We start from the raw sequence: 25408 nt of genomic DNA, 5'->3' as shown, positions 1-25408 counted from the left end.
GAGTCCTCAAGTGGCGACGGCGACAGCCGCCCTGAGCTGCGCCAGGGCTTCGTCAAAGTCAAACGCCTTCACGGCGTTGTCAATCCGGCGGTAGTGGTCCGGGTATGCGGCGGCCAGTAGCGCAGCGTGCTCGTCCAGCACGTCACCCACCGTGGAGTCGCCGTAGGAAAGCAAGGCATCCAGCTGCTCCGTCACGGCACGCACCTGCGCCGGGTCCACCGCCGTCCCGCCTGCGGCGGCCCCTGGCGCACGCGCAGGGTCTGTCCCCATCGCCGCCAGCCCCTCCACCACCGGCCCCAGTTCGGCCAGGGTCCTGTCCAGCAGCTGGGCCACCTGCGCGTCTGCTGCGCCCTCGCGGCACGCCTGCTCCAGTTCACCTGCCACGGCATACAGACTCCAGGCGCAAATCGTGCCTGCAGACCCTTTGAGCGTGTGCGCCAGGCGCTCCGGTGCCGTGGCATCAGCACCGCTGCGGGCGGCGCGGAAGCTGGCGCCAAAATCGCACTGGCAATCGTGGAACATGACCAGCATGGAGCGGTAGAACTTCTCGTCGCCCATGGTTCGGGCGAGCCCCGCCGCAATGTCAATGCCGGGCAAGACCGCCGGAAGATCCGCAGCACTTCCCGTCTTCGTCCGCACGGCGACGGGGCCACCTGGTACGCGGTCTGCCACCACGGTCGGCTGAACCCACTTGGCAATGGTGGCAAACATTTCACCCACATTGAGGGGCTTGGCAATGTGGTCCTGCATGCCTGCCGCTATGACTTTCTCGCGGTCGCCCGCCATGGCGTTGGCCGTCATGGCGATGATGGGCAGCGCATTCAGTGCCGGGTTCTTGCGAATTTCCCGTGTTGCGGTGTAACCGTCCATCACCGGCATCTGGCAGTCCATCAGCACGCCGTCAAAACGGATGTCGTGCGCCAGCACGTCAAGCGCTTCCTGGCCGTTGCAGGCGACCACGGCCTGCACACCCGCCATCCGCAGCAATTCGAGCGCCAGCTCCTGGTTCATCTCGTTGTCCTCAACCAGCAGCAGCCGGGCGCCGGCAAGCCGGGCCATGGCCGCGCTGTGGTTGTCGGCCTTCGTCGCGGCACGGCTCTCCGTCACAACCCCCTTGTCCAGCGCCTCGCCAATGGCCTCCAGCAACGTTGACGCCATGACCGGCTTGGTCAGCACGGACTTCAGCACCACGCCGCGCTGCTCGGCCGACCCCAGCGCCTCCTCGCGGCCATACGCCGTGACCATGATCACGGCGGGCACATGCACCAGATGCTCCCCCTGCAACTGGCGGACGGTTTCAATGCCGTCCATGACCGGCATTTTCCAGTCCATCAGCACCAGGTCATACGGCCGGCCTTTCTGCTCGGCCTCGACCACCTGGGACAAGGCCTGCGTGCCATCGCGGGCCACCTCCACCGCGATGCCGAAACCGCGCGCCATGGTGGCAATGATCTCGCGTGCCGACGCGTTGTCATCCACCACCAGAACGCGCACGCCATGCAGTTCCTCCACGTGCAGCATGCGCCGTGGCATGGGTTCCGCCTGGACTCCGAAACGGGCCTGGAAATGGAAGGTGGACCCCTGGCCCACCGTGCTCTCCACCCAGATGCGCCCCTGCATCTGCTCGACCAGGTTCTTGGAGATGGCCAGCCCCAGTCCGGTGCCGCCATATTTGCGGGTGGTCGAACTGTCCGCCTGGCTGAACGACTGGAACATCTTTGCGCATTGCTCCGGTGTCATGCCGATGCCGGAGTCCTTCACCCAGAAGTGCAGTTCAATCTCGCCCGCGCTGTCGTCCACCTTCTCGATGCCGACCACGATTTCCCCGCTCTCCGTGAACTTGACGGCGTTGTTGCCCAGATTCACCAGCACCTGGCCCAGCCGCAGCGGGTCGCCCACCAGCGCGGTGGGAATGTTGGTACCCGCGTTGAAGAGCAGCTCCAGTCCCTTGTCCTCAGCCTTGATGCCCACCAGGTTGGCCAGGTTGTCCATGACATCCTCCAGCCGGAAGTCGATCTTCTCCATCGTCATCTTGCCGGCTTCGATCTTGGAGAAATCAAGGATGTCGTTGATGATGCCCAGCAGGTTCTCCGATGCCCGGTTCACCTTTTCGATGTAGTTGCGCTGCTGCTTGTCGAGCGCCGTTTGCAGAGCCAAATGAGACATGCCGATGATGGCGTTCATGGGCGTGCGGATCTCGTGGCTCATGTTGGCCAGAAAATCGCTCTTGGCCTTGGTCGCCTCCTCGGCGACACGGCGCGCCTCCAGTGTGGCTTTCTCCGCGGCCTTGCGTTCCGCGATGTCTTCGTACACCCATACCGCCACCCGGTCATAACCCGGAATGCGTACCCCCTGCCCCGACACCATGGCCTCGAACTTGGAGCCGTCCTTGCGCTGGAAGTCCCACTCCACATGGGCATCCCGTCCGGCCCCCAGCAGGGGACCGACGATTTCACCGAAGGCCTGGTAGTTCTGCGCCGACTCGAACATGATGGCCCCCGGCTGCCCGACCAGTTCGTCCACGGTGCGGCCAATGTGCTCGGCAATGCGCTTGTTGGCCCGCAGAATGATGCCGTCCGCCGTATAGACGATGCCGTTGGGGGCATTCTCGAAAATGGCCTGCTGCTCTTCCAGCAGCTTCTTGATCTCCGCCTGCTGGCATTCAATTTCCTGGCGCGCCCGGCGCCGCTCGGTGATGTCGTCGACCGTGAACTGCAGCAGGCGCTTGCCGCCGTAGTTGAACGCCATCAGATGCACTTCGGCATCCCAGATTTCGCCGTTGGCACGCTGGGCTCGCCATTCAAACGTGGTGATCCCCTGCTTGGAGACCGTGCGGCGGAACTGGTCGCCCGCCGTTACGCTGTCGGTGCCGTCGTATTGCGTCGGCGCCGAAAATTCCAGCGGCATCTTGCCCAGTACGTCGTCGCGCGAGGCGTAGCCGTACATGCGAACCGCCGCCACGTTGCAGTCGATGATGCCCACCGCCGGATCGAGAATGACAATGGGGCGGGACGACTCCTGGAACAGCATCTTGTTGTAGGCCTCGCTGTCCCGCAGCGTCGCCTCGGCCATCTTGCGTTCGGTGATGTCCTGGTGGATGCCCACCACCCGCTGCGGCAGGCCGTTGCCATCGCGCTCCGCCGCGTGGCCGATGTCGAGAATCCACTTCCAGTCACCCGACTTGGTTTGCATCCGGTATTCCGAGCGGTACTGGGCGTCTTCGTTGTTCAGGAAGCGGCGCAGGCATTCATTGGCCTGTTCCAGGTCTTCGGGGTGCACCAGGCTGGACCAGCACGCGTGGTGGGTCGGGTAGCGGCTGTCCAGCTCCTGCTTGGTGTAGCCCAGCATCTCGGCCCAGATGTCGTTGATGATCACATGGGTGATGACGCCCCCGGCGTCCAGGTACCAGTCCCACAGGCCGAGGTTGGCACCGTACAGGGCCAGGTTGAGGCGCTGTTCGCTTTGCGCCAGCCGTTCCTCGGCCACCTGGCGTTCGGTGGCCGCCGCCCGCGCCTGCGTCACGTCCTCCAGCATCCAGACGGTGCCGCGCCCCAGGTCGGTCGCATCGATGGCGCTGCCGCTCATGCGGCACCAGAAGCGGGAACCATCCTTGCGTACCAGCTCCTGCTCGCGCTGGTGGATTTCTCCGCGGGCCAGCTGCGCGTAGCCGGTGCCCACGTCGGAATCACTGGCGTCGTCGGTGTACCAGATGCGCGTGCGCTGCCCAATCTGTTCGCCGGGTGCGTAACCCAGCATCTGGTCCAGCTGCCGGTTGCTGCGGATGATGAAACGGTCCTTCAGGAAGGCAATGCCCAGGGTGGCCGCTTCAAACATCGCGCTTTGCTCGGCATTGGCAATGCGCGCCGCTTCGGCCGCCTTTTCGCGCTCCGTGATGTCGTAGGTCCAGGTCACCAGGTAGCGGCCATCCGTGAAATCCATCAACACCGAGGTCAGCAGGACCGTCAGCGGCGTGCCGTCCATGCTGACGAAATCAGCCTGGTAATCGTTCACCGCACCATCACGGCGCAGTTGGGCCACAAACGCCTCGCGGTCCGCCTGGTTGCGCCAGTAATCGGTGGTGCGGTGGTTGCCAATTTTTTCCGGCCCGATGGCCAGCATCTCCGCCAGCCGGCGGTTGGAAAAGATGGACTGCCCGTCCTCGGTGCTGATCGTCACCCCGGCCGGACTGTTCTCCAGCACCCGGCGCAGCCGCTCCTCGCTCTGGCGCGTTTCACGCTCCAGCCGCTTGCGCTCGGCAATGTCTTCGTACACCCACACCGCCACCCGCTCGTAACCCGGAAGACGAATGCCCTGCCCGGACACCAGCGCCTCCAGCTTGGAGCCGTCCTTCTTGACGAACTCCCACTCGACGTGCACGTCCTTGCCGGCACGCAGCGAGGGCGCCACCGCCTCGCCGAACGCACGGAAACTCTCGGGCGAGGTGAACATGATGCTCGCGGCCGATTGCCCGACCAGCTCGTCCACCGTGCGGCCCAGGTGCTCGGCCAGACGTCGGTTGGCCCGCAGGATGATGCCGTCGGCGGTGTACGACATGCCGTTGGGCGCGTTCTCGAAAATGACCTGCTGCTCTTCCAGCAGTTTCTGGATCTCGCGCTGCTGGGCATCCATCTCCGCGCGCACCCGCTTCTTCTCGGTGATGTCTTCCACCGTGAAGCGCAGCAGCTGACGGCCACCGCAATCAAAGGCCATCAGGCGCACCTCGGCGTCCCAGATTTCACCATTGCCGCGTTGCGCGCGCCACTGGGCATTGGCAACACCGTTCTTGAGCGTCGCACGGGCCAGCGCCTCGCCGGCGGTCTGGGTGTCGGTGCCGTCGTACTGGGTGGGGGCCGAAAAGGCCAGCGGCATCTTGCCCAGCACCTCTTCGCGCGAGGCGTAGCCATACATGTGCACGGCCGCCAGGTTGCAGTCCACGATGCCGGTGGACGGGTCGAGGATGACGATGGGGTAGGACGCCTCCTGGAATACGGTCTTGTTGTAGGCCTCGCTCTCCTGCAGCGTCGCCTCGGCCCGCACCCGCTGCGCTTCGGAAAGGGCCAGTTTCTCGGCCAGCAGACGGTTTTCGTTCTGCAGCGCGGCGAGTTCAGCTTTTACGGCATCCAGGGAATCGTCGACCATATCCACCCTTGTTCAGCGTCCTGGCGCAGGATACCATTGCCGTTTTCCCGTCAAGTCCCTGTCGCATCGGGTACTGAGGAAGATCAAGTTTCACCCGTGGCACTGGTATTCTCACCCGGTGAACTTCGTCCAGCTGCTCTTTCCCGACTTCTCGCTCATCCTGTGCGGCTACCTGCTGTGCCGCCACACAGCCCTGAACCGCTCGGTCTGGGGCCCGGTCGAGGCGCTGGTCTACTACTTCCTGTTTCCGGTCCTGCTGTTCCACTCCATCATCAAAAGCCCGCTGGACCTGGGCGCCGCCTCGCGGCTGATGGGCGCAGGCTGGGCTCTGGGACTGGCGGGCATTGCGCTGGCCTACGCCCTGCCCCACGTGCCGCTGCTGGGCCGCTGGATCAACCGGCGCGACCACGCCAGCAGCGCCCAGGTGGCGTTCCGCTTCAATTCATTCATTGGCCTGGCACTGGCCGACCGGCTGGCCGGGCCGCAGGGGCTGCAATTGATTGCGATGCTGATCGGCGTGTGCGTCCCGCTGATGAACGTGGGCGCCGTGTGGCCCATGGCCCGCCACGCCGAGCGCGGTTTTGCAGGCGAACTGTTGCGCAACCCCCTGATCATTGGCACCCTGTCCGGCCTGCTGGCCAACCTGCTGGGGTTTACCCTGCCTGTGTGGCTGGAACCGTCCTTCAGCCGGATCGGTGCTGCGTCCCTGGCTCTGGGGCTGATGGCGGCCGGTGCCGGCATGCAATTCGGCGCGCTGGCCCGGGCCAAGATACTGGCCACCGCCCTGCTGCTCATTCGCCACCTGGCGCTGCCCCTGGTGGCGCTGGGCCTGGCGACACTCTTTCGTCTCAGTGCGGTGGAAACCACCATCCTGCTGGCCTTCTCGGCCCTGCCCACGGCCTCCAGCTGCTACGTGCTGGCCACCCGCATGGGCTACGACGGCGCCTACGTAGGGGGGCTGGTCACGCTCTCCACCCTGCTGGGCACGCTCAGCCTGCCCTTTGCGCTGGGCGTGTTGCGGTAAGCCGCCGGATTGTCTTCAACCGGAAGACAATTAATCAGGCTGACGCCTGTTTATCTTCGCCAGCCAAACAAATACAGTTCACTCCATGCACCGCCCTGGCGATGCAGCGTAACCATCCGCTCCCAAAGGAACCTGAACATGCAAACCGCGCACAACACCCTTGGCCCCCTGCAAACCAACCCGGCCTTTGGCCTGGCGTTCCGGCTGCGGCACCCGCTGCCGGCCCAACCCACCCGGTGTGTGGTGCTGCTACACGGCGTCGGTGGCAACGAAACCAATCTGCTGGAACTCGCCAACGGCCTGGATGGCGAAACGCTGGTGGTGTTTCCCCAGGGCCGCCTGCCCCTGGGCCCCCAGCAGTTCGCCTGGTTCCGGGTTGCCTTCACGGCCAACGGCCCCAGCATCGTGGCGCAGGAAGCCGAAGACAGCCGACAGGCCCTGATCCATTTCGTGGAGCAACTGCAGGCGGCCTACGGAATTGCCCCCGGCCGCACCGTCATCGCCGGCTTCAGCCAGGGCGGCATCATGAGCGCCAGTGTGGCGCTGTCCGCCCCGCAGCGCGTGGCCGGTTTTGGCGTTCTGTCGGGTCGCATCCTGCCGGAACTGGAACCAGTGCTGGCCGGCAGAGACCAACTGACCCGGTTGCAGGGCTTCATCGGCCACGGTGAACATGACAGCAAGCTGCCCGCGTCCTGGGCCCACAAGGCGGATCAGCTGTTGGCAGACCTGGGCGTGCCGCACACCCTGCGCCTGTACCCGATGGACCACGGCATCAGTGCCGCCCTACACGCCGATTTTCTGGAATGGCTCCACCAGACCCTGCAATGAGGTAACCCACCATGACCGCACACCCTGAATCCACCCTGCGCAAGGGCTACGACGCCCTGCAAGCCCAGGTTGCGCCCGGCACCGCCATCACGCTGCTGGAACTGGGGGCGCAACACACCGGGGTGATCAGCGGAAGCGGCCACGCACCCGCCACCGCCCTGGTGCTGGCCATCGGCTCGCAGCACACGGCGCACGCGTTTTTCAGGCATGCGGTGCCCACACCGTTGGAGCTGGAAACCGCCATCACCACCGTGGAAGACGAGGTGACGCGGGCGCGCGCCATCCTGGTGCCGAACTCCCGGCTGTACTCCGCCGACGCCTTGGTGCGCCAGATTGCGCTGCTGGCGGGTGTGCCACCGGCTGCCACCCTGCACCTGACGCTGGAAGCCGTGGAACAGACCTTCAACAGACTCGCTGCGTTGTCACAGGGTCGACCCGCCACGCAAGACGTGCTGCCGCTCGATGCCGCGTTTGCGGCCGCGCTGCTGATCCTGCGCGAGTTCATGCACCACCTGCAGTTCACCTCCATCACCGTGGTGGAAGGTCTGGGCCGTTAACGCTCGCCAAATGGCAACGGCCGGCCTTTAGAACGACTCCCAGTCCCCTGCGTCACCACCCTTGGTGCCCGAGGAAACCGCCGGCGGCGTCAGGGCCGCAGTTTTCTGCGCCGGCTTGGGGGTGACCCGGCTTGTCAACTTCGGCGTGGATGGGGATACGAAGCGGGAGGGCGCCAATGCATGCACTGCAGGTCGGGCACGCGGCGCAAAACCCGCACGGTCTTGGCCAAGCTTGAACACACTGACCACCTGCACCAGTTCTTGCGCCTGCAGCTTGAGACTGGATGCCGCAGCCGCCATCTCTTCCACCAGGGCTGCATTCTGCTGGGTGGTTTGATCCATCTGCGTCACGGCCTCGCCAACCTGCGACACGCCGGCGCTCTGCTCGGTGCTGGCCGCACTGATCTCACCCATGATGTCGGTTACTCGACGGATGCTGTTCACCACCTCGGTCATGGTGCTGCCGGCCTGGTCCACCAGCGCCGTGCCGTGCTCAACGCGTTCGACACTGGCATTGATCAGGGTCTTGATTTCCTTGGCCGCTTCCGCAGAACGGCCGGCCAGACTTCGGACTTCCGTTGCAACCACGGCAAAGCCGCGACCCTGCTCGCCCGCGCGCGCCGCTTCCACCGCGGCATTCAGGGCCAGGATATTAGTCTGAAAGGCAATGCCGTCAATCACGCTGATGATGTCGCTGATTTTCTTGCTCGACGTGTTGATGTCCTTCATGGTTTCCACCACCTTGGCCACCACCTCGCCACCCTGTGCCGCCACACCGGACGCCGATTGGGCCAACTGGTTGGCCTGCCGGGCGTTGTCGGCGTTTTGTTTGACGGTGGAACTCAGTTCCTCCATGGAAGCCGCCGTCTCTTCCAGGGCGCTGGCCTGGCTTTCCGTGCGGGCACTCAGGTCCTGGTTGCCCTGGGCGATTTCAGCACTGGCCGTCGCAACCCCCTCCGAGCCTTGGCGTACCGCGCTGACAACTTTCGCCAGGTTGCCTTGCATGGCCGCCAGACTGGCCATCAAGCTGTCGGCGTCCCCGGGTTTGACGGCCGTCGTTTGCGTGAAATCGCCCTGGGACACGGCACGCGCCAAATCCGCAGCGACTCGGGGCTCACCCCCCAGCTCCTTCAGCAGGCTGCGCGTGATGAGCAGCCCGATGCCCGCGGCAAGGGCGAGCGACAGCAAGCCCAGGCCCACCAGGATGGAAAGTGAACCGCTGTAGGTCTCGGCCGCATCCTTGGCAGACGCTTGCATGGCCTCTCTCTGGAACGCGATCATGGCGTTGACCGAATTCTTGTAGGCCACCAGTACCGGACGCAATTGGCTGCTGAGGTAGGCCCGGGCTTCATCCGGCTTGTCCGCCGCGATCAGGGCCAGCAGGGCGTCCTGGCCGGCACTGTACTTGTCGCGGTGGTCGTGCATCTGCTGCAGCAATTCCTTGCCCTTGGGCAGCACAATGACCTTGTCGAGCAACGCAAAGGCCTTCGAACTCTCTTCCCGCGCCGCCTGGATGGCCTCCACCTGCTTTTGCCGGTCCGCCGGGTCCTGGGTCAGCATCATGTTGCGCAGGGCAATGGCAATGGCGTCAATTTGCGCCAGCGCGACGGATGTGGTTTCGATTTTTGGCAGACGGTCATCGACCAAGAACTGCATGCCGTCCTTTATTTGGCGCATGGAGTTGGCGCCAATACCCAAAATCAGCACCAGCATGGCGCAAACGACACCGAAACCGACCGTCAGTCGGGACCTGACTTTCCAGGTAGACAGATTCATGAAATTCCTTGGGCGCCACTTGGACAGCGCCAACTAAACTAGAAGCAGGTAGGGCGAAATTGTCTCAACTTCCCTGCATTTCTGCCGGCGGCGTTCCAATCCCCTACAAGGTGCAGGTTTGCTCCAGTGCCCAGGCCACGTGCTCGCGCACCAGCGCACTGGGATGTTCGGCACGCCGGAGCAGCGCCGCACGCACATCCACACCGGCGCGCAGCGCGTTGCCCAGGGCGACGGCAATATTGCGCAGCCAGCGCTCATGGCCGATGCGGCGTATGGGACTGCCTTCGGTGCGCTGCAGGAATTCCGCTTCCGTCCAGTCAAACAGATGCACCAGTTGCTGGCCGCTCAGACCTTCCCGCGGATCGAAGTCCGGCAGGGCGCTGCGCTGCGCAAACTTGTTCCACGGGCACACCAGCTGACAGTCGTCGCAGCCGTAGATGCGGTTGCCCAGCAACGGGCGCAGGTCCTCGGGGATGGGCCCGCCGTGCTCGATGGTCAGGTACGAGATGCAGCGCCGCGCATCCAGCCGGTGCGGCGCCACAATGGCCCGCGTGGGGCAGACGTCGATGCAGGCCGTGCAGGTGCCGCAATGCCCCTGCACCGGCGCGCTGGCCGGCAGTGCCACGTCCACATAGATTTCGCCCAGGAAGAACAGCGACCCGGCTTCGCGGTTGAGCAGCAGTGTGTGCTTGCCGCGCCAGCCCTGCCCGCTGCGCGCGGCCAACTCGGCCTCCAGCACGGGTGCCGAATCGGTGAACACGCGGTGGCCAAACGGGCCAATGGCGGTGGCAATGCGGTCACTGAGTTTTTGCAGGCGGCTGCGCAAGACCTTGTGGTAATCCCGCCCGCGGGCATAGATGGACACAATGCCTTCGCCCGGGTGTTGCAGGCGCTCCAGCTCCAGATTGGTCCAGCCCTCAGGGGTGGTCTGGGGCAGATAATCCATGCGGGCCGTGATGACGCTCAGGGTTCCGGGCACCAGTTCGGCGGGGCGCGCGCGCTTGAGGCCGTGGCTGGCCATGTAGGCCATGTCGCCGTGAAACCCCTGCTCCAGCCAGGTCAGCAAACCTGCCTCGGCGGAGGTCAGATCGACACCGGTCACACCTATTTGAGAGAATCCCAGTTCCCGGGCCCACGCCTGTATTTGCGAAACCAGTTGGTTGCCATCGAATTGAGTGCTGTTGATCGTCACGCTCCTATTGTAAAAACCCTGCGCTGGCCGGACGAAACCGCCACGCAGGCGTTTGCCCAGGCTCTGGCCGCACAGCCCGCGCTGGGTCATGCCTTCATTGCCCTGCATGGCGATCTGGGGGCGGGCAAGACCACGCTGGTGCGCCACCTGCTGCACGCGCTGGGCGTGACCGGACGCATCAAGAGCCCCACCTACGCGGTGGTGGAGCCGTACGAGTTGTCCGATCTGAACGTGTGGCATTTCGACTTCTACCGTTTTGCCGACCCACGCGAGTGGGAAGACGCGGGCTTTCGCGACATCTTTGCCAGTGCCGGCCTGAAGCTGGCCGAGTGGCCGGAGAAAGCCGGCGCCATGCTGCCCCCGGCCGATCTGGACATCACCCTGCAGACCACCCCTGACGCCACGCGCCACGTCACCCTGGCAGCCCACACACCCACCGGCGCGGCCCTGCTGCACGCCGCCGACGGCAACGGAGCCGGCACGTGAAACGCCGCACCCTCCTGCAAGGCGGCAGCATCGTCCTGACGCTGGGCCTGGCGCAGCTGGCGCGTGGCGCCACCATCCTCACGGTGCGGGTCTGGCCCGCGCCCGAATACTCGCGCGTCACCATCGAGTCCGACGCCGCGCTCACCGCCAAGCCGCAGTTCGTGCCCAGCCCGCCGCGGCTGGCGGTGGACATCGAGGGCATCACCCTCAACCCCGCGCTCAAGGAGCTGGTCGCCAAGGTTCGCCCCGACGACCCCAACATTGCCGGCATCCGCGTGGGCCAATTCACTCCCAACGTGGTGCGCCTGGTGGTGGACCTGAAGCAGCCCATTCGCCCCCAGGTGTTCACGCTGACGCCCGTGGCCGCCTACCAGCACCGGCTGGTGCTGGACCTCTACCCAACGAAGGAAATCGACCCGCTGGAAGCCCTGATTGCCCAGCGCCTGAAAGACGGCACGCCCGCGCCCACCGCACCCGCCCACACCGGCGCCGACCCGCTGGGCGAGCTGATTGCGCGACACGTGCAGAGTCCACCCGACAAGCCCGCTTCCAGCCCGGCATCTGCTACACAATCCATAGCTGCCAGCGCAGGTTCCACGGCGCCTGCGGGCCAGAATGACAGCAAAAATGGAACCGACCGGCTGATCATCATCGCCCTCGACCCCGGCCACGGCGGTGAAGACCCCGGCGCCATCGGCCCCGGCGGCACACGCGAAAAAGACGTGGTGCTGCGCCTGGCCCACCTGCTGCGCGACCGCATCAACGCCACCAGCGTGAACGGCAACGCCATGCGCGCCTACCTCACGCGCGACGCCGACTTCTTTGTCCCGCTGCAGGTGCGGGTGCAGAAGGCACGCCGGGTGCAGGCCGATCTCTTCGTGAGCCTGCATGCCGACGCGTTCTTCACGCCCGATCCGCAGGGTGCCAGCGTGTTTGCCCTCAGCCAGGGCGGTGCCTCCAGCAGCGCCGCACGCTGGATGGCCGCCAAGGAGAACAAGGCCGACCTCGTGGGCGGACTCAACATCAAGGCCAAGGACGCCTCGGTGCTGCGCGCCTTGCTGGACATGAGCACCACGGCGCAGATCAACGACAGCCTCAAGCTGGGCAAGACGCTGCTGGGCGAAATTGGCCGCGTCGGCAAGCTGCACAAGCCCCGCGTGGAACAGGCGGCCTTTGCGGTGCTCAAGGCGCCCGACATTCCCAGCGTGCTGGTGGAGGCGGCCTTCATCAGCAACCCCAAGGAAGAGGCCAAACTCAACAGTGAGGAATACCAGAACCAGCTGGCCGACGCCCTGATGCGTGGCATCGAAGGCTATTTCTCCAAGAACCCGCCGCTGGCGCGCAACCGCGTCAGAAGCTGACCCGCGCACAGCGGCCAGGGTCAGCCGGGCAGCGTCACACCGCCGCCTTGCGCCGCGCCTTCCAGGCCCCCGCCAGGATGATGAGCCCGGGCACCAGGATCAGGGCCCAGATGATCTTGTCCAGATGCGCCTTCACAAACGGGATGTTGCCGAAGAAGTAGCCGATGGTGACGATGCCGCCCACCCACAGGGCGCCCCCCACGACATCAAACAGCATGAAGCGCGTGCGCGTCATCTGTGCCACTCCGGCCACAAAGGGCGCAAACGTGCGCAGGAACGGCATGAAGCGCGCCGCCACGATGGTGATGCCGCCATAACGCTCGTAGAACGCGTGCGCCGCATTGAAGGCGTTGCGGTTGAACAGGCGCGAGTTTTCCCACTGGAACACCTTGGGACCAAAGTAGTGGCCAATGGTGTAATTGGACTGGTTGCCCAGCACCGCCGCCGCAAACAGCAGCCCCACGGACAAGGGGTAGTTCATCAGCCCCACCCCGCACATGGCGCCCACCACAAACAGCAGCGAATCCCCCGGCAGGAACGGCATGACCACCACGCCGGTTTCCACAAAGATCACCAGAAACAGCAAGGCGTACACCCACAGGCCGTAGTTCTGGATGAACGCCTCCAGGTATTTGTCGACGTGGAGGATGAAGTCAATGGCAAAGCTAACAAGTTCCATGCAGGGGATTATCCCTGCCCCGCGCCGGACTCAGCGCGCCAAGTAGCCGCCGTCCACCGGATAGTAGGCGCCCGTGACAAACGACGCCCGCTCCGAAGACAGCCAGGCCACCAGCTCCGCCACTTCCTCGGGACGCCCCAGACGCCCGATGGGGTGCCCTCCCACCAGCAGGGCGTTGATGCCGGCGTCCTGCTCCAGCGCGCCGATCATGGGGGTGTGGATGAAGCCCGGCCCCACCGCGTTGACCCGCACGCCCTGCGCGCTGTACTCCAGTGCCGCCACCTGGGTCAACCCCAGCACGCCATGCTTGGCCGCGGTGTAGGCCGGGCTGCCGGCAAAACCCACGGCGCCGAGAATGGACGCCATGTTGACAATGGAGCCGCCGCCGGTCTTGAGCATGGCAGCAATCTGGTACTTCATGCCGTAAAACACACCCGAGAGGTTGATGTTGAGAACCTGCGCCCAGCCGTCCAGCGGGTAGTCGGCGGTGGGCGCGGACGGCCCACCAATGCCGGCGTTGTTGCAGGCCACGTCGAGCCGGCCGAAATGCGCCACCGTGCGCTCCACCAGCCGGGCTCCGTCTGCGGGCTGGCCCACATCGGCCGCCACAAAAAGGGCCTCGCCACCCTGGGCCCGCACCAGGGCAGCGGTTTCCTCGCCGCCCTGCACGTTCATGTCGGACACCACCACCCGGGCCCCCTCGCGCGCCCAGACCAGCGCCACCGCACGCCCGATGCCCGACGACCCACCCGTGACCAGCGCCACCTTGTTCTTGAGCATAAAACCCCCTTGCTAGTTGAATGACCGGTATGCCAAAACATTGTGCAGCCGATTGCGGCTCGAATCAATAAGCGGCCCCGCGGGCCCGGCCGACCTGAAATGCCGGAGAATTGGTATAGATTCACGTGCAACGCAAAGTAAATACCCATGACCGAAACCAGCCAACGCCCCGCCCTGCCCGACCACCTGTCCGTCGACCCGCGCAGCCCCCACCATGTCGCGGCCGTGTTCGAGCACGACATTGGCATCCGCTTGAATGACAAGGAGCGCACCGATGTCGAGGAATACTGCATCAGCGAAGGCTGGGTGAAAGTGCCCGCCGGCAAATCCGCTTGAATGACAAGGAGCGCACCGATGTCGAGGAATACTGCATCAGCGAAGGCTGGGTGAAAGTGCCCGCCGGCAAGACGGTGGACCGCAAGGGCAAGCCGCTGCTGATCAAGCTCAAGGGCAAAGTCGAGGCGTTCTACCTCTAGGCCGCCCGGCAGCCGCCCCGCACGCCAGCCCCCTTCCCATTGCCCCAACCGGAAAGCACCCGCCCCATGCCCACACTGACGACTCCACCGAAAAACACCCGGCGCCTGCGCAGCACCACGCTGGCGGCCATGGCCCTGGCGTCCGTGACGCTGCTGGGAGGCTGCTCCATCTGGCCCAAGGCGCTGACTTTCTCGTCCGACCCGGACCCGGTGCCCGAGCAGCCGGCGCCTGCCGCACCGGCCCCGGTTGCCGCAGCACCGGCGCCCGTGGAGGCCAAACCGGTGGTCACCAGCACCGCCATCGCACAACCCCAGGTCACGCCGGCTCCGGCGCCCGTCGTTGCTGCGCCCGAGGCCAAGGCGCCTGCCGCCCCGGCAGTAGCCGTCGCCCGGACCGCGCCGGCAGCCGAGCTGGCGCCGGGCTTCTACATCAACGTGGGGGTGTTTGCCGTTTCCGCCAACGGTACCCGGGCGTACCACAAGCTGGAAAAGGCCGGCCTGCCGGTGTTCTCCGACGGCGTGCAAAGCAAGAAAGGCCCGGCCACCCGGGTGCGCGTGGGCCCGTTCCCCACCCAGGCCAAGGCGGACGCCGCCGCGAAAAAGATCCACGCGCTCAAGCTGGACGCGGTCGTCTTCCACCACTGATAGCGGCGCCCGCGGGCGCCGCTGCGTTCAACGCCGGGTGATGGTGTTGCCCGCGTTCTTGACTGCATCACCCACGGCGTAGCCGGGGTCCTGGTCGAACTCGAAGTTGTTCCTGCTGCCGTTTTCGTACTGCACGCTCACGGTCCAGACCTTGTGGGTCTTGATCTTTTCCTCGATCTTCTTGCCGGCATAGGCACCGCCGGCAGCGCCCGCGATAGTCGCGATGTCCTTGCCGATGCCGCCACCCACCTGGTTGCCCAGCAAGGCGCCGCCCACGCCGCCGGCAATCATGCCCAGAGCGGTCGATTCACCCGCCTTTTCCGTCACGGACACCGCCACCACCTTGCCGCAATCGGCGCACACCGGGGCCGCCGCGCCCTTGGCCGTGGACGTTGTCACGCCCGCGCGGGCCTTGGCCTCCGCCAGGCTCTTGTCGTATTCCGCCTTGGCATCGCGGCGGCATTGCAGGCGTCCGGTGGATGACGGTTCATCGTTGCACAGCGCCTTGTCCTGGTTGTAGCGGGTCAGCGCCGCCTTGTTGTCCGCAGCCAGTTGCGCCTTGGGCGTCAGGGGCGTCTGGGCCCAGGTCGCGGGAGCCAAGGCTCCCAGGGCAATGGCGCAGGCCAACACGAGCGTATTTTTTTTCATGGTGCAACTCCTTAAATTTGTGGATACCGCAGGGCACCTGAGGGGTGTCGCCTTTCACTCTACACCATGCATTCCCGGGTGTCGAGGCGCCTTGGCGGGGCATTCGCCACCCGGTGCGACGCACCGCGCCGCGCCCCCTAAAATGGCCGGGTGAACGCCGTCCCTGCCCCCACTCCCCGCCGCCCCATCCGTGAACTTCCGGACGAGCTGATCAGCCAGATCGCCGCCGGCGAAGTGGTGGAACGCCCCGCCTCCGTGGTGCGCGAACTGGTGGACAACGCGCTGGACGCGGGCGCCACCCAGATCACCGTGCGCCTGCTCGCCGGTGGCGTGCGGCTGATCAGTGTGGAAGACGACGGCATGGGCATTGTGGTGGACGATCTGCCCATTGCCTTCAAGCGCCATGCCACCAGCAAGATCGGCAACCTGCACGACCTGGAATCGGTGGCCACCATGGGGTTTCGCGGCGAAGCCCTGGCCGCTATCAATTCAATAGCTGACTGCGCAATTCTGTCCAGGGCCAGCGACCAGTCTTCCGCCTATTTGCTGGACGGCCGCACGGGCGAGCTCAAGCCCGTGGCGCGCAGCCACGGCACCACGGTCGAGGTGAAGGAGTTGTTCTTCAGCACGCCGGCGCGGCGCAAGTTCCTCAAGACCGACGCCACCGAGCTGGCGCACTGCATCGAGTCCGTGCGCCGCCACGCCCTGGCCCGCCCCGACGTGGGCTTTGCCATCTGGCACGAGGGCAAGCTGGTGGAGCAGTGGCGCCGTTGCAGCGGCATGCCGCCGGAGCAGGCGCTGGACCAGCGGTTGGCCGACGTGCTGGGCGCCGACTTCATTGCCCAGTCCCTCGCCGTGAACTGGCGCAGCAGCCGCACCGACGGCGCCACGGGCCTGCAGGTGTGGGGCCGCGTGGGCATTCCCGACGCCGCGCGCTCGCGTGCCGACCAGCAGTTCTGCTACGTCAACGGCCGCTTCGTGCGCGACAAGGTGCTCACCCACGCCGCCCGCAGTGCCTATGAAGACGTGCTGCACGGCCACCGCCAGCCGGTGTACGCGCTGTACCTGGCCATGGACCCGGCGCGGGTGGACGTGAACGTGCACCCCACCAAGATCGAAGTGCGCTTTCGCGACAGCCGCGAAGTGCACCAGGCCGTGCGCCACGCCGTGGAAGACACCCTGGCCAAGCCACGTGCCGCCGCACAGGCCCCCACCACCCCGGCGGACGCAGCCGGTGGCAACACAGCGGCCTCCCGTTTTTACGAACTAAAAGTGGCTGCAACGCCCTTGTATTCTGCGCAACCCGCTATCAATTTCGCAGCAGAACCGGAGCCCGCCGGCCACCGCGTGACCGACATTGGCCTGCTGTGGCAACGCAGCGCCAGCCCGCCGCAAGGCTGGGCGGCCGAGCGTTCTGCGCAGGTAAAGGAGGAGCCCGCAACGCGGGCGGGGGACACGGAGCAGAACGCTCTGCCGCCCAGCCGCCCCACCGGAGAGGAGCACTGGCCCCTGGGAAGAGCCCTGGCCCAACTGCAAGGCATCTACATCCTGGCCGAGAACGCCCAGGGCCTGGTCATCGTGGACATGCACGCCGCGCACGAACGCATCGTCTACGAGCGGCTCAAGACCCAGATCAACCTGACCGCCCCGGACGGCACCGTTCACCCGCTGGCCAGCCAGCCGCTGCTGATTCCCGCCACCTTTGCCGCCACGCCGCACGAGGTGGCCACCGCCGAGGCCCACACCGCCACGCTCCACACCCTGGGGCTGGAGATCACCCCGTTCTCGCCCAAGACCCTGGCCGTGCGCGCCGTGCCCACCACCCTGGCCCAGGGCGACGCCGTGGAGCTGTCGCGCAGCGTACTGGCGGAGTTGGCCCAGCACGACGCCAGCACCGTAATCCAGCGCGCGCAAAACGAGTTGCTGGCCACCATGGCCTGCCATGGCGCCGTGCGCGCCAACCGCCGCCTGACCCTGGACGAGATGAACGCCCTGCTGCGCCAGATGGAGGCCACCGAGCGCAGCGACCAGTGCAACCATGGCCGGCCCACCTGGCGCCAGCTGAAACTGCGCGATCTGGATGCGTTGTTTTTGCGCGGCCAGTAGACACCCCGGCGACTGCCGCACGCGGGCGACCGCGAGACAATGACCCATCCGTGAAAACCAAACACTTTGCGCAGCTGGTTGCGCTGTCCGCCCTGTGGGGCGCCTCCTTCATGCTCATCCGCATTGCCAGCCCCGCACTGGGGCCCAATGTGCTGGCCGCCCTGCGCATTGGCATGGCCACGCTCACGCTCGCCGTGCTGATGCGCACCATGCGCCACCCGTGGCCCACCGGCCACTGGCGCGAACTGGCGCTGCTGGGGGGGCTGGCGGTGGCGCTGCCCTTTTTGCTGTTTGCCTGGGCGGCGCTGCAATTGCCCGCCGGGTACAGCGCCCTGCTCAATTCCACGGCGGTGGTGTTTGGCATCATCGCGTCGGCCTGGATCAAGGAAGACGCCCTCACCCTGCGCAAGCTGGCAGGCTGCATCTGCGGCTTTGGCGGCGTGGCGCTGATCGTGGGCCTGGGGCCGGTGGCGCCATCGGCCAAGGTGTTCGTTGCCGCGCTGGCCTGCATCGGCGGTGCGGCCGGCTACGGCTTTGCCACCCCCTTGATGAAGCGCGCACTCAGCCGCATGGAGCCGCTGCAGATTGCCGCCGGCATCCATGCTCTGGGCCTGCTGATGCTGGCCCCCCTGGCCGCCTGGAGCTGGCCGCAGGCGCATTTCACGCCCGGGGCCCTGCTGGCCGTGGCCATCATGGGGGTGGTGACCTCCGGGCTGGCGTACTGGATGCACATCCGCATCCTGGCGGAAGTCTCGTCGGTGGCGGCCATGAGCCCGACCTTCATGATTCCCGTCTTCGGTGTCCTGTGGGGCCACCTGTTCCTGGGCGAGCAGCTCAGCACCGGCATCTTTGCCGGCGGCGCCCTGGTGCTGCTGGCCAGCGCATTGATCACCGGCTTCAACCCCTGGCAGAAATGGCTGGACGCCGTGGACGCCAAGCCCTGAGCGGCCCCACTCCGCCCTGCCCGCATCAGCGCTTGCGGGCTGTCACTTCCATCTCGATGCGCATGCGCGGGTCCAGCAAGCCGGCGGAGATCATCATCGCAGCGGGACGTACCGTACCAAAGTAGCGGCGCAACACCGGCCAGCACTGCGCAAACTCGCTGGCCACCGGCACCACATAGGTCACGCGCACCACATCAGCCAGGGTGGCGCCGGCCTGCTGCAGCGCCGCCTGGATGTTTTGCAGGCACTGCTCTGCCTGGGCCTCGATGCCCTCGGCAATGGTCATGCTGGCGTAATCGAAACCGGTGGTGCCCGAAACAAAAATCCAGTCACCGTCCACCACCGCACGGGAGTAGCCGATCTCGGCCTCGAAGGTGGAACCCGAACTGATCAGCTGGCGCGACATGGTTTTCTCCAGAGCCCGAAAGCACCCACTATAGCCGCCACGTCCGCGCGCAGCCTGCCGCAACAGCGGCGCCGTCCCTGTCCATCCTGACATGTTTGTAAGAAAACTTTTACCCGCGAACCCCTGTACCGAAGGAAAAGACCGTGTCTTTTCACCTGTATATTCAGACCCTGTAGAAGGGAGGCGGTCTCCCCTCATCACGCCGGGATCGACTCTGTGCACGTCTGTGTTTCTTTAGCCGTTTTGCCTTCTTCGACCGTGCCATCGGGCACGCGAACGCCGGATTTGCAGTGACATGCCCGCGTTGCCTTTTTTCCCACTCCCCTGCGGCTCCCGCGCGCTGTGACGGTCACGGGCCTGAGCTTCTTTGACGGCGTAGCCATCGCGTCGAGTTGCGTCTCCTTGGTGCTGGCATGGGCCTTCGCGCGCCTGCAACGCCTGGACGACAGCCCGGGAACGGGCCTGCTGTCCCTGGCCATGGCCCTGGGTGGGTTTGCGTGGTTCACTTCGGCGGTCTACGGCCACTTCGTGTACCACGGCTCCCCGGTGCGCTATGTCATCGTTATCGTGCCGGCATTGCTGGCGGTCTCCTGCCTGCTCGCCGGGGTGCTGCACTTCATTAGCCGTGGCTACACGCCGTGGAAGCGGCTGGTGGCCATGATGCTGGCGCAGATCTCTCTGGCCAACCTGGTCTGGGCCCTGGGAGGCCCCCGCTGGATCACCGACTCCATCCTGACCCTCATCGTCGCCAGCGGCGGGGTGTATTGCCTCACGCAGCACCGCAAACGCCCGGATGCAGGCTACCTGCCCATCGCCGTCGCCCTGTTCTTCTACCCCCTGGCCGGCATAGCCGTTTACGCTTTGTCCATTGGCGTGGAAGACCAGCGGCGCCTGCTCGGCATCCCCTTCGCACTGATGGGTGTCATGGTGCTGTTTGTCGGTTTCTTCCGCACGCACGTGGTCATGTCAAACCAGCTGCTCCAGATCCAGAATGCCGATCTGAAATTGCGCGAACTGGTGTACTACGACGAGGTGACCGGCCTGCGCAGCGCCCACAGCCAGCGGGTGCGCATGGAAGACCTCCTGGAGCGCAAGACGTCCTTCGCCCTGATCACCGTCAACCTGGACAAGTTCCACTTCGTCAACGACAACCTGGGCCCGGTGGGGGGCAATGCCATCATTGCCGAGGTGGGAAAAATCGTCCGGGATGCCATCGGCCACTGGGGCGAACCGGCACGCGGGGCTGGCGCCGAATTCACGATTCTGGTGAAGAACATCACCGAAAAAACCACCCTGATGAACCTGGCCAACAGGATTCTGGAGCGGATGGCGTCGCCCCTGCATTACGAGGCGTCCAACATCTTTGTCACGCTCTCCATCGGCATCGCGCAATACCCCGCTGACTCGACCAATGCGGACGACCTCCTGCGCATGTCGGAAGTGGCCCTGCACGAGGCCCAGCGGCTGGGGGGCAATTGCGTGTGCGAATACGACTCCTGGATGGACCTGGTCCTGCAGGCCCACGTGTGGCTGGACCACAATATCCGGGCCGGCATGGACCTGGGACAGTTCGAGCTGCACTACCAGCCCAAGCTCCTGCTGCACAACGGCCAGGCCGACGGCGTGGAGGCCCTGCTGCGCTGGAAGCATCCTGTGCGCGGCAACATCAGCCCGGAGCAATTCATCAGCCGGGCCGAAGCCAACGGCATGATCATTCCCCTGGGGCGCTGGGTCATCGACACCGCCGCCCGGCACGCCGCGGCCTGGGCCGCGCAGGGGCGCCCTGTCCGGGTGGCCGTCAATGTCAGCGCCCGGCAACTCAACGACCCGGGCCTGCTGACGATCCTGCAGGCCGCACAAAATACGGCCTGCGGCCTTCTGGATATCGAGCTGACCGAGAGCTGCCTGGCGCACAACGAAAGCGAATCCATGAAGTTCATCTCCCACTGCCGGGACATGGGTTTTGGTGTGCACCTGGACGACTTTGGCACCGGCTATTCGTCCCTCTCGCGCCTGCACAACCTGCCGCTCACGACCATCAAGCTGGACCGCTCGTTCATCGCCCCCATCGGGACGGACGAAAAGGCCCACGCGCTCCTGCGCGCCATGGTCAGCATCGGCAAGGAACTCGATCTGCAGATCGTTGCCGAAGGCGTGGAAACCCAGGAGCAGGCGGACTACCTCAAGGCACTGGACGTCACGTACGCGCAGGGCTGGCTGTATGCCCCCGCCATGGCCGCCGAGGCGCTGACCACCTGGTGGCACGACAACCTCCAGCTGACCGCCCACACCGCCGGGAGCTAGGTCGGAGCGCGGGTACGCAAACGTAGAATCCGGCAACGATGTCTGCCGCCCGCTCCCAGCCTTTTTCCCCCTCCCTGCGCACCGAACTCCACGCCCTCTGGCTGCTGGCTTGGCCCATCCTGGTCGGGCAGCTGGCCAACGTAGGCATGTCGGCGGTGGACGTAGCCATGGCCGGACACGCCTCGGCGCAGGACCTGGCCGGCGTCTCCCTGGGCGTGTCGATCTGGAACATCGTCATCATCACCCTCATGGGCGTGATGATGTCGGTGAACCCACTGGTGGCCCACTACGTGGGCGCGCGCGCGTTCGACCAGGTGCCGCACGTGGTGCGCCAGGCGCTGTGGAAGGCACTGGGCATGGGCCTGCTGGCCTTTGTCGCGGCCAACCTGTCGGCCCGCGTGTTCGACCACATGGCGCTGGAGCCGCTGGTGCGCGCGGTGGCCCAGGGCTTTGTCCACATCACCAGCTTCGCGCTGCCTGCCTTTGCCGCCTACCGCGTGCTGTACGGCTACAGCGCCAGCCTGAACCAGACCAAGCCCATGATGGTGATTGCGCTGGGCGCACTGGCCCTCAACGTGCTGGTCAACTGGCTGCTGGTCTTTGGCCACTGGGGTTTCCCGCGCTTGGGCGGGCTGGGCTGTGCCTGGGCCACACTGCTGTGCGTGTGGTTCAACCTGGGCGGCCTGCTGTGGTGGATGCACCGCAGCCCGGCCTACCGCAGCACCTGGCCCTTTGACCGCTTTGAAGCCCCGCACCGCGAAAAGGTGGGCCGCCTGCTCCGGCTGGGCCTGCCCATCGGCGTGACTTACTTTGCCGAGACCACGGCGTTTGGTCTGATTGCCCTGCTGGTGGCCCGCTTTGGCAGCACGCAGATCGCAGCACACCAGATTGCGCTGAACTTCACCTCGCTGGTGTTCATGGTGCCGCTGAGCCTGGGCGTGGCGCTGCTCACGCGCGTGGGCCAGTCGCTGGGCGCCGGCGACCCGGTGGCGGCGCGCTTTCGCGCCTGGGTGGGCGTGGGGGCGGCACTGGGTCTGGCCGTGGTGTCCGCCGCGGGCATGGCACTGTTCTCGACCCAGATTGCCGCCGCCTACACCACCGACGCCACGGTGGCCGCAGCGGCGGCCCAGCTGCTGTTCCTGGCGGCCGTCTTCCAGCTGTCCGATGCCACGCAGGTGGTCACCAGCAGCGCCATCCGCGGCTACAAGGTCACCCGCTCGCCCATGGTGATTCAGCTCACGGCGTTCTGGGTGGTGTCGCTGCCGCTGGGTTGCGCCCTGGGGCTGGCACCCGCATGGCTGCCCTGGCGCCCGGCGCAGCCCCTGCAAGCCCAGGGCTTCTGGATTGCCCTGGTGGCGGGCCTCACGGTGGGGGCCGTCGGCCTGGTGCTGCTGCTGCGCTACGTAACGCACCAGCACCTGCCACCCGGCGAATCCGTTACGCTGTAAGCCATGCGCACCCCCGCCCCGCTCCCCTACCACCTCTGCCTGGCCGGCCCCACCGCCGCCGGCAAGACCGCCGCGGCGCTGGCCATTGCGCAGGCGCATCCGTGCGAGATCATCAGCGTCGACTCGGCGCTGGTGTACCGCGGCATGGACATCGGCACAGCCAAGCCCAGCGCGGCCGAGCAGGCCACCGTGCCCCACCACCTGATCGACATCCGCGATCCGCTGCAGGCCTACAGCGCCGCCGAGTTCGTCACCGACGCGCAGCAGCTGATCCGTGCCATTGCCGCACGCGGCAGACTGCCGCTGCTGGTGGGCGGCACCATGCTGTACTTCAAGGCCCTGTTCGACGGCATAGACCCCATGCCCGCAGCCGACCCGGCCGTGCGCGCCGTGCTGGAAAGGGAAGCACAGGCCAAGGGCTGGCCCGCCTTGCACGCCGAGCTGGCGCAGGTGGACCCCGTGACAGCCGCGCGGCTGGCACCGGCGGACAGCCAGCGCATCCAGCGTGCGCTGGAGGTCTACCGGGTATCGGGCCTGCCCTTGTCGCACTTCCACGCCCGCCAGAATGCTACCGAAAACAGAGCTGCAGGCGCAGGCTCCATGCCGTCCAGAACCCTGATTTCCCTGGAACCCGCGGATCGCGGCTGGCTGCACGAGCGCATTGCCCAGCGCTTTGACGCCATGCTGGCGCAGGGCTTCCTGGACGAGGTGCGGGCCTTGCGAGCGCGCGGCGACCTGCACCCCGACCTGCCGTCCATGCGCTGCGTGGGCTACCGCCAGGCCTGGGAAGCCCTGGACGGCAGCCTGCCCATGGCCGAGCTGCGCGAACGCGGCATCGCGGCCACGCGCCAGCTCGCCAAGCGCCAGATCACCTGGCTGCGCTCCATGCCCGAACGCGTGGTGGTGGCCTGCGACCAGCCGGGCGCGCTGGCCACCGTGCTGCAGCACGCCCGCGCGGCGCTGGCAAGCCAGCGTCCCCCCCCACCATGAGCCTGCAGCTGCACCAGCTCAGCAAACGCTACGGCGACACGCCGGTGTTTGCCAACGTGTCGCTCACCGTGGCGCCGGGCGAGTTCGTGGCCATCGTGGGCGAGTCGGGCGTGGGCAAGTCCACCCTGCTCAACTGCATGGCCGGGCTGGACCACTGGGACGGCGGCAGCGTGCACCTGGACGGCACCGACCTGGGCCCGCTCGACGACGATGCCCGCGCCCTGCTGCGGCGCCAGAAGGTGGGCTTTGTGTTCCAGGCCTTCCATGTGCTGGGGCATCTGGACGTGACGCAGAACGTGGCCCTGCCGCTGCTGCTGCTGGGCACCCCGGACGACGCCCGCGTGCAGGCCATGCTGCACGCCGTGGGCCTGGAAGGATTGGGCCAACGCCTGCCGCAGCAACTCAGCGGCGGCCAGCTGCAGCGCGTGGCCATTGCGCGTGCCCTGGTGCACCGCCCCACCCTGCTGCTGGCCGACGAACCCACCGGCAACCTCGACCCCGCCACCGCCGCCCGGGTCATGGACGCCCTGGTGGCGCAGACCCGGCTGCACGGCACCGCGCTGGTGCTGGTGACGCACTCGGAGGCCGCCACCGCCCAGGCCGACCGCGTGCTGCGGCTGCGCCCGGACGGTTTCGAGAACCGCACGTAGAGCCCCACGCCATGGCAGCCCCCACCGCCTCCCCGCTGTGGCCCCTGCTGCGCAGTTTTTCCTGGCAGGAATTGCGCCACCACCCCTGGCGCAACGCCGCCGCCGTGGTGTCGGTCATGCTGGGCGTGGCGCTGGCGTTTTCGGTGCACCTCATCAACGCCTCGGCGCTGGACGAATTCGCGCAGGCCGTGCGCGCGGTTGGCGGCCAGCCCGACTGGGTACTGCGCGCCGACCGCGGCGTGGACGACGCGCTGCTGGCCCGCGTGGCCCACCACCCCGATGTGGCGCTGGCCAATCCGGTGCTGGAGCTCAGCACCTACGCCCTGCCAGACCCGCCCGGCGCCGCGCAGCGGGTGCCCTTGCGCATCCTGGGCGTGGACACCCTGCAGATCGCGCAGATGGCACCCGACCTGCTGCCCGTGCCCGCAGCCGGACAGGACCGCCTGGCCCTGCTCGCCCCCGACACCGTGTTCCTGAACCCCGCCGCCCGCAGCCGCCTGCCCGGCGACCGCCTGCAGTTGCAGCGCGGCCTGCAGCTCGGCCGTGTGCACGTGGCCGGCAGCGTGGGTGCCGCCGGCAGCCCGCTGGCGGTGATGGACATTGCCGCTGCGCAGGAATTCTTTGGCCAGCTGGGGCCGCTGTCGCGGGTGGAGCTGCGCCTGCGCTCCGGGGTGGACCGCTCGGCCTTTGCCCGCACGCTGCAGGGCGCACCCGACTGGCCCGCCGGCGCCCAGCTGGTGGAGCCGGGCGACGCGCTGCAGCGCATGGACACCCTGTCGCGGGCCTACCGCGTCAACCTCACCGTGCTGGCCCTGGTGGCGCTGTTTACCGGCAGCTTCCTGGTGTTCTCGGTGCTGGCCCTGAGTGTGGCCCGCCGCGCGCCGCAGCTGGCCCTGCTGGTCGGCCAGGTCGCGCAGCGCCTGCTGCAGCGCTGCCAGGTCGGTGCCGGGTTCCACCCAGAACGCGAGG

20 protein-coding genes and 1 pseudogene are annotated in these 25408 nt (G+C 66.5%); 14 read left to right on the top strand and 7 right to left on the bottom strand.

The window, feature by feature from the left end:
- Positions 1-6 precede the first annotated feature (6 nt).
- A complete protein-coding gene (locus AC1Q5W_RS14075) occupies positions 7-5139 on the bottom strand; it encodes a PAS domain S-box protein (protein ID WP_492643532.1) in 5133 nt (1710 codons plus the stop codon).
- Between the two features lie 118 nt (positions 5140-5257).
- Here AC1Q5W_RS14075 and AC1Q5W_RS14070 point away from each other — a divergent pair, with 118 nt between their 5' ends.
- The 3 genes from AC1Q5W_RS14070 (at position 5258) to AC1Q5W_RS14060 (ending at position 7548) form a co-directional block, all read left to right on the top strand.
- A complete protein-coding gene (locus tag AC1Q5W_RS14070) occupies positions 5258-6163 on the top strand; it encodes an AEC family transporter (protein WP_492643533.1) in 906 nt (301 codons plus the stop codon).
- Positions 6164-6301: 138 nt separating this feature from the next.
- The gene (locus tag AC1Q5W_RS14065; RefSeq protein ID WP_492643534.1) at positions 6302-6991 is read left to right on the top strand and encodes an alpha/beta hydrolase; all 690 of its coding nucleotides are present in this window, start codon (positions 6302-6304) and stop codon (positions 6989-6991) included.
- A gap of 11 nt (positions 6992-7002) precedes the next feature.
- Positions 7003-7548, top strand: a complete 546-nt coding sequence (locus AC1Q5W_RS14060) for a hypothetical protein (protein ID WP_492643535.1) — start codon at positions 7003-7005, stop codon at positions 7546-7548.
- A 27-nt stretch (positions 7549-7575) separates the two neighbouring features.
- Here AC1Q5W_RS14060 and AC1Q5W_RS14055 read toward each other — a convergent pair whose 3' ends face one another.
- Together AC1Q5W_RS14055 and queG are read right to left on the bottom strand one after the other, a co-directional pair.
- Positions 7576-9324: a methyl-accepting chemotaxis protein gene (locus AC1Q5W_RS14055; protein WP_492643536.1), complete on the bottom strand. Its 1749-nt coding sequence runs from the start codon at positions 9322-9324 to the stop codon at positions 7576-7578.
- 103 nt (positions 9325-9427) lie between these two features.
- Positions 9428-10468 carry a tRNA epoxyqueuosine(34) reductase QueG gene (queG, locus tag AC1Q5W_RS14050; protein WP_492646113.1) on the bottom strand — a complete coding sequence of 347 codons (1041 nt, stop codon included), beginning with the start codon at positions 10466-10468 and terminating at the stop codon, positions 9428-9430.
- Positions 10469-10495: 27 nt separating this feature from the next.
- On the opposite strand from queG, the gene tsaE reads away from it, so the two are divergent.
- Positions 10496-11002 (top strand): tRNA (adenosine(37)-N6)-threonylcarbamoyltransferase complex ATPase subunit type 1 TsaE, encoded by a 507-nt coding sequence (tsaE, locus tag AC1Q5W_RS14045; RefSeq protein WP_492643537.1) that lies wholly within the window; start codon positions 10496-10498, stop codon positions 11000-11002.
- Positions 10999-12363, top strand: coding sequence for an N-acetylmuramoyl-L-alanine amidase (locus tag AC1Q5W_RS14040; protein ID WP_492643538.1), 1365 nt, complete (start codon positions 10999-11001; stop codon positions 12361-12363). Before tsaE ends, AC1Q5W_RS14040 begins: the two co-directional genes overlap by 4 nt.
- A 34-nt stretch (positions 12364-12397) precedes the next feature.
- On the opposite strand, the gene AC1Q5W_RS14035 is transcribed toward AC1Q5W_RS14040, so the two are convergent.
- Together AC1Q5W_RS14035 and AC1Q5W_RS14030 are read right to left on the bottom strand one after the other, a co-directional pair.
- The gene (locus AC1Q5W_RS14035; RefSeq protein ID WP_492643539.1) at positions 12398-13042 is read right to left on the bottom strand and encodes a VTT domain-containing protein; all 645 of its coding nucleotides are present in this window, start codon (positions 13040-13042) and stop codon (positions 12398-12400) included.
- A 30-nt stretch (positions 13043-13072) separates the two neighbouring features.
- Positions 13073-13822 (bottom strand): SDR family NAD(P)-dependent oxidoreductase, encoded by a 750-nt coding sequence (locus AC1Q5W_RS14030; RefSeq protein ID WP_492643540.1) that lies wholly within the window; start codon positions 13820-13822, stop codon positions 13073-13075.
- A 147-nt stretch (positions 13823-13969) separates the two neighbouring features.
- Here AC1Q5W_RS14030 and AC1Q5W_RS14025 point away from each other — a divergent pair.
- Together AC1Q5W_RS14025 and AC1Q5W_RS14020 are read left to right on the top strand one after the other, a co-directional pair.
- Positions 13970-14298 (top strand): annotated as a pseudogene (locus AC1Q5W_RS14025) (DUF3297 family protein).
- 66 nt (positions 14299-14364) lie between these two features.
- Positions 14365-14943: an SPOR domain-containing protein gene (locus AC1Q5W_RS14020; RefSeq protein WP_492643541.1), complete on the top strand. Its 579-nt coding sequence runs from the start codon at positions 14365-14367 to the stop codon at positions 14941-14943.
- 27 nt (positions 14944-14970) lie between these two features.
- Here AC1Q5W_RS14020 and AC1Q5W_RS14015 read toward each other — a convergent pair whose 3' ends face one another.
- Entirely contained in the window at positions 14971-15591 is a 621-nt protein-coding gene (locus tag AC1Q5W_RS14015; RefSeq protein WP_492643542.1) for a glycine zipper 2TM domain-containing protein, read from the bottom strand.
- A 150-nt stretch (positions 15592-15741) separates the two neighbouring features.
- On the opposite strand from AC1Q5W_RS14015, the gene mutL reads away from it, so the two are divergent.
- Positions 15742-17697 (top strand): DNA mismatch repair endonuclease MutL, encoded by a 1956-nt coding sequence (mutL, locus tag AC1Q5W_RS14010; protein ID WP_492643543.1) that lies wholly within the window; start codon positions 15742-15744, stop codon positions 17695-17697.
- Between the two features lie 50 nt (positions 17698-17747).
- Complete coding sequence (locus tag AC1Q5W_RS14005) at positions 17748-18641, top strand: DMT family transporter (RefSeq protein ID WP_492643544.1); 894 nt, start codon at positions 17748-17750, stop codon at positions 18639-18641.
- 25 nt (positions 18642-18666) lie between these two features.
- Here the strand turns inward: AC1Q5W_RS14005 and AC1Q5W_RS14000 are convergent, their stop codons facing one another.
- Positions 18667-19047: a RidA family protein gene (locus tag AC1Q5W_RS14000; RefSeq protein ID WP_492643545.1), complete on the bottom strand. Its 381-nt coding sequence runs from the start codon at positions 19045-19047 to the stop codon at positions 18667-18669.
- Positions 19048-19389: 342 nt separating this feature from the next.
- On the opposite strand from AC1Q5W_RS14000, the gene AC1Q5W_RS13995 reads away from it, so the two are divergent.
- The 5 genes from AC1Q5W_RS13995 to AC1Q5W_RS13975 all read left to right on the top strand — a co-directional run.
- Positions 19390-21351 (top strand): putative bifunctional diguanylate cyclase/phosphodiesterase, encoded by a 1962-nt coding sequence (locus AC1Q5W_RS13995; protein ID WP_492643546.1) that lies wholly within the window; start codon positions 19390-19392, stop codon positions 21349-21351.
- A 38-nt stretch (positions 21352-21389) separates the two neighbouring features.
- Complete coding sequence (locus tag AC1Q5W_RS13990; RefSeq protein WP_492643547.1) at positions 21390-22799, top strand: MATE family efflux transporter; 1410 nt, start codon at positions 21390-21392, stop codon at positions 22797-22799.
- Positions 22800-22802: 3 nt separating this feature from the next.
- Entirely contained in the window at positions 22803-23789 is a 987-nt protein-coding gene (miaA, locus tag AC1Q5W_RS13985) for a tRNA (adenosine(37)-N6)-dimethylallyltransferase MiaA (protein ID WP_492643548.1), read from the top strand.
- Positions 23786-24439: an ABC transporter ATP-binding protein gene (locus tag AC1Q5W_RS13980; RefSeq protein ID WP_492643549.1), complete on the top strand. Its 654-nt coding sequence runs from the start codon at positions 23786-23788 to the stop codon at positions 24437-24439. Before miaA ends, AC1Q5W_RS13980 begins: the two co-directional genes overlap by 4 nt.
- Before the next feature lie 11 nt (positions 24440-24450).
- The coding region (locus AC1Q5W_RS13975; RefSeq protein ID WP_492704221.1) for an ABC transporter permease family protein at positions 24451-25408 on the top strand (958 nt) is incomplete at its 3' end.

The sequence above is a fragment of the Rhodoferax sp. MLSD5-FHT05B10 genome, assembly GCF_058793415.1.
Note: the sequence above shows the minus strand (reverse complement) of the source record. Positions and strands in the feature narration are given on the sequence as shown.

Excerpts from the sequence above, each read along its gene's own strand:
- AC1Q5W_RS14075 (WP_492643532.1), bottom strand. The coding sequence starts at position 5,139 with ATGGTCGACGATTCCCTGGATGCCGTAAAAGCTGAACTCGCCGCGCTG.
- AC1Q5W_RS14065 (WP_492643534.1), top strand. The coding sequence starts at position 6,302 with ATGCAAACCGCGCACAACACCCTTGGCCCCCTGCAAACCAACCCGGCC.
- AC1Q5W_RS14060 (WP_492643535.1), top strand. The coding sequence starts at position 7,003 with ATGACCGCACACCCTGAATCCACCCTGCGCAAGGGCTACGACGCCCTG.
- AC1Q5W_RS14055 (WP_492643536.1), bottom strand. The coding sequence starts at position 9,324 with ATGAATCTGTCTACCTGGAAAGTCAGGTCCCGACTGACGGTCGGTTTC.
- AC1Q5W_RS14035 (WP_492643539.1), bottom strand. The coding sequence starts at position 13,042 with ATGGAACTTGTTAGCTTTGCCATTGACTTCATCCTCCACGTCGACAAA.
- AC1Q5W_RS14030 (WP_492643540.1), bottom strand. The coding sequence starts at position 13,822 with ATGCTCAAGAACAAGGTGGCGCTGGTCACGGGTGGGTCGTCGGGCATC.
- AC1Q5W_RS14020 (WP_492643541.1), top strand. The coding sequence starts at position 14,365 with ATGCCCACACTGACGACTCCACCGAAAAACACCCGGCGCCTGCGCAGC.
- AC1Q5W_RS14015 (WP_492643542.1), bottom strand. The coding sequence starts at position 15,591 with ATGAAAAAAAATACGCTCGTGTTGGCCTGCGCCATTGCCCTGGGAGCC.
- AC1Q5W_RS14000 (WP_492643545.1), bottom strand. The coding sequence starts at position 19,047 with ATGTCGCGCCAGCTGATCAGTTCGGGTTCCACCTTCGAGGCCGAGATC.
- AC1Q5W_RS13990 (WP_492643547.1), top strand. The coding sequence starts at position 21,390 with ATGTCTGCCGCCCGCTCCCAGCCTTTTTCCCCCTCCCTGCGCACCGAA.
- miaA (WP_492643548.1), top strand. The coding sequence starts at position 22,803 with ATGCGCACCCCCGCCCCGCTCCCCTACCACCTCTGCCTGGCCGGCCCC.
- AC1Q5W_RS13980 (WP_492643549.1), top strand. The coding sequence starts at position 23,786 with ATGAGCCTGCAGCTGCACCAGCTCAGCAAACGCTACGGCGACACGCCG.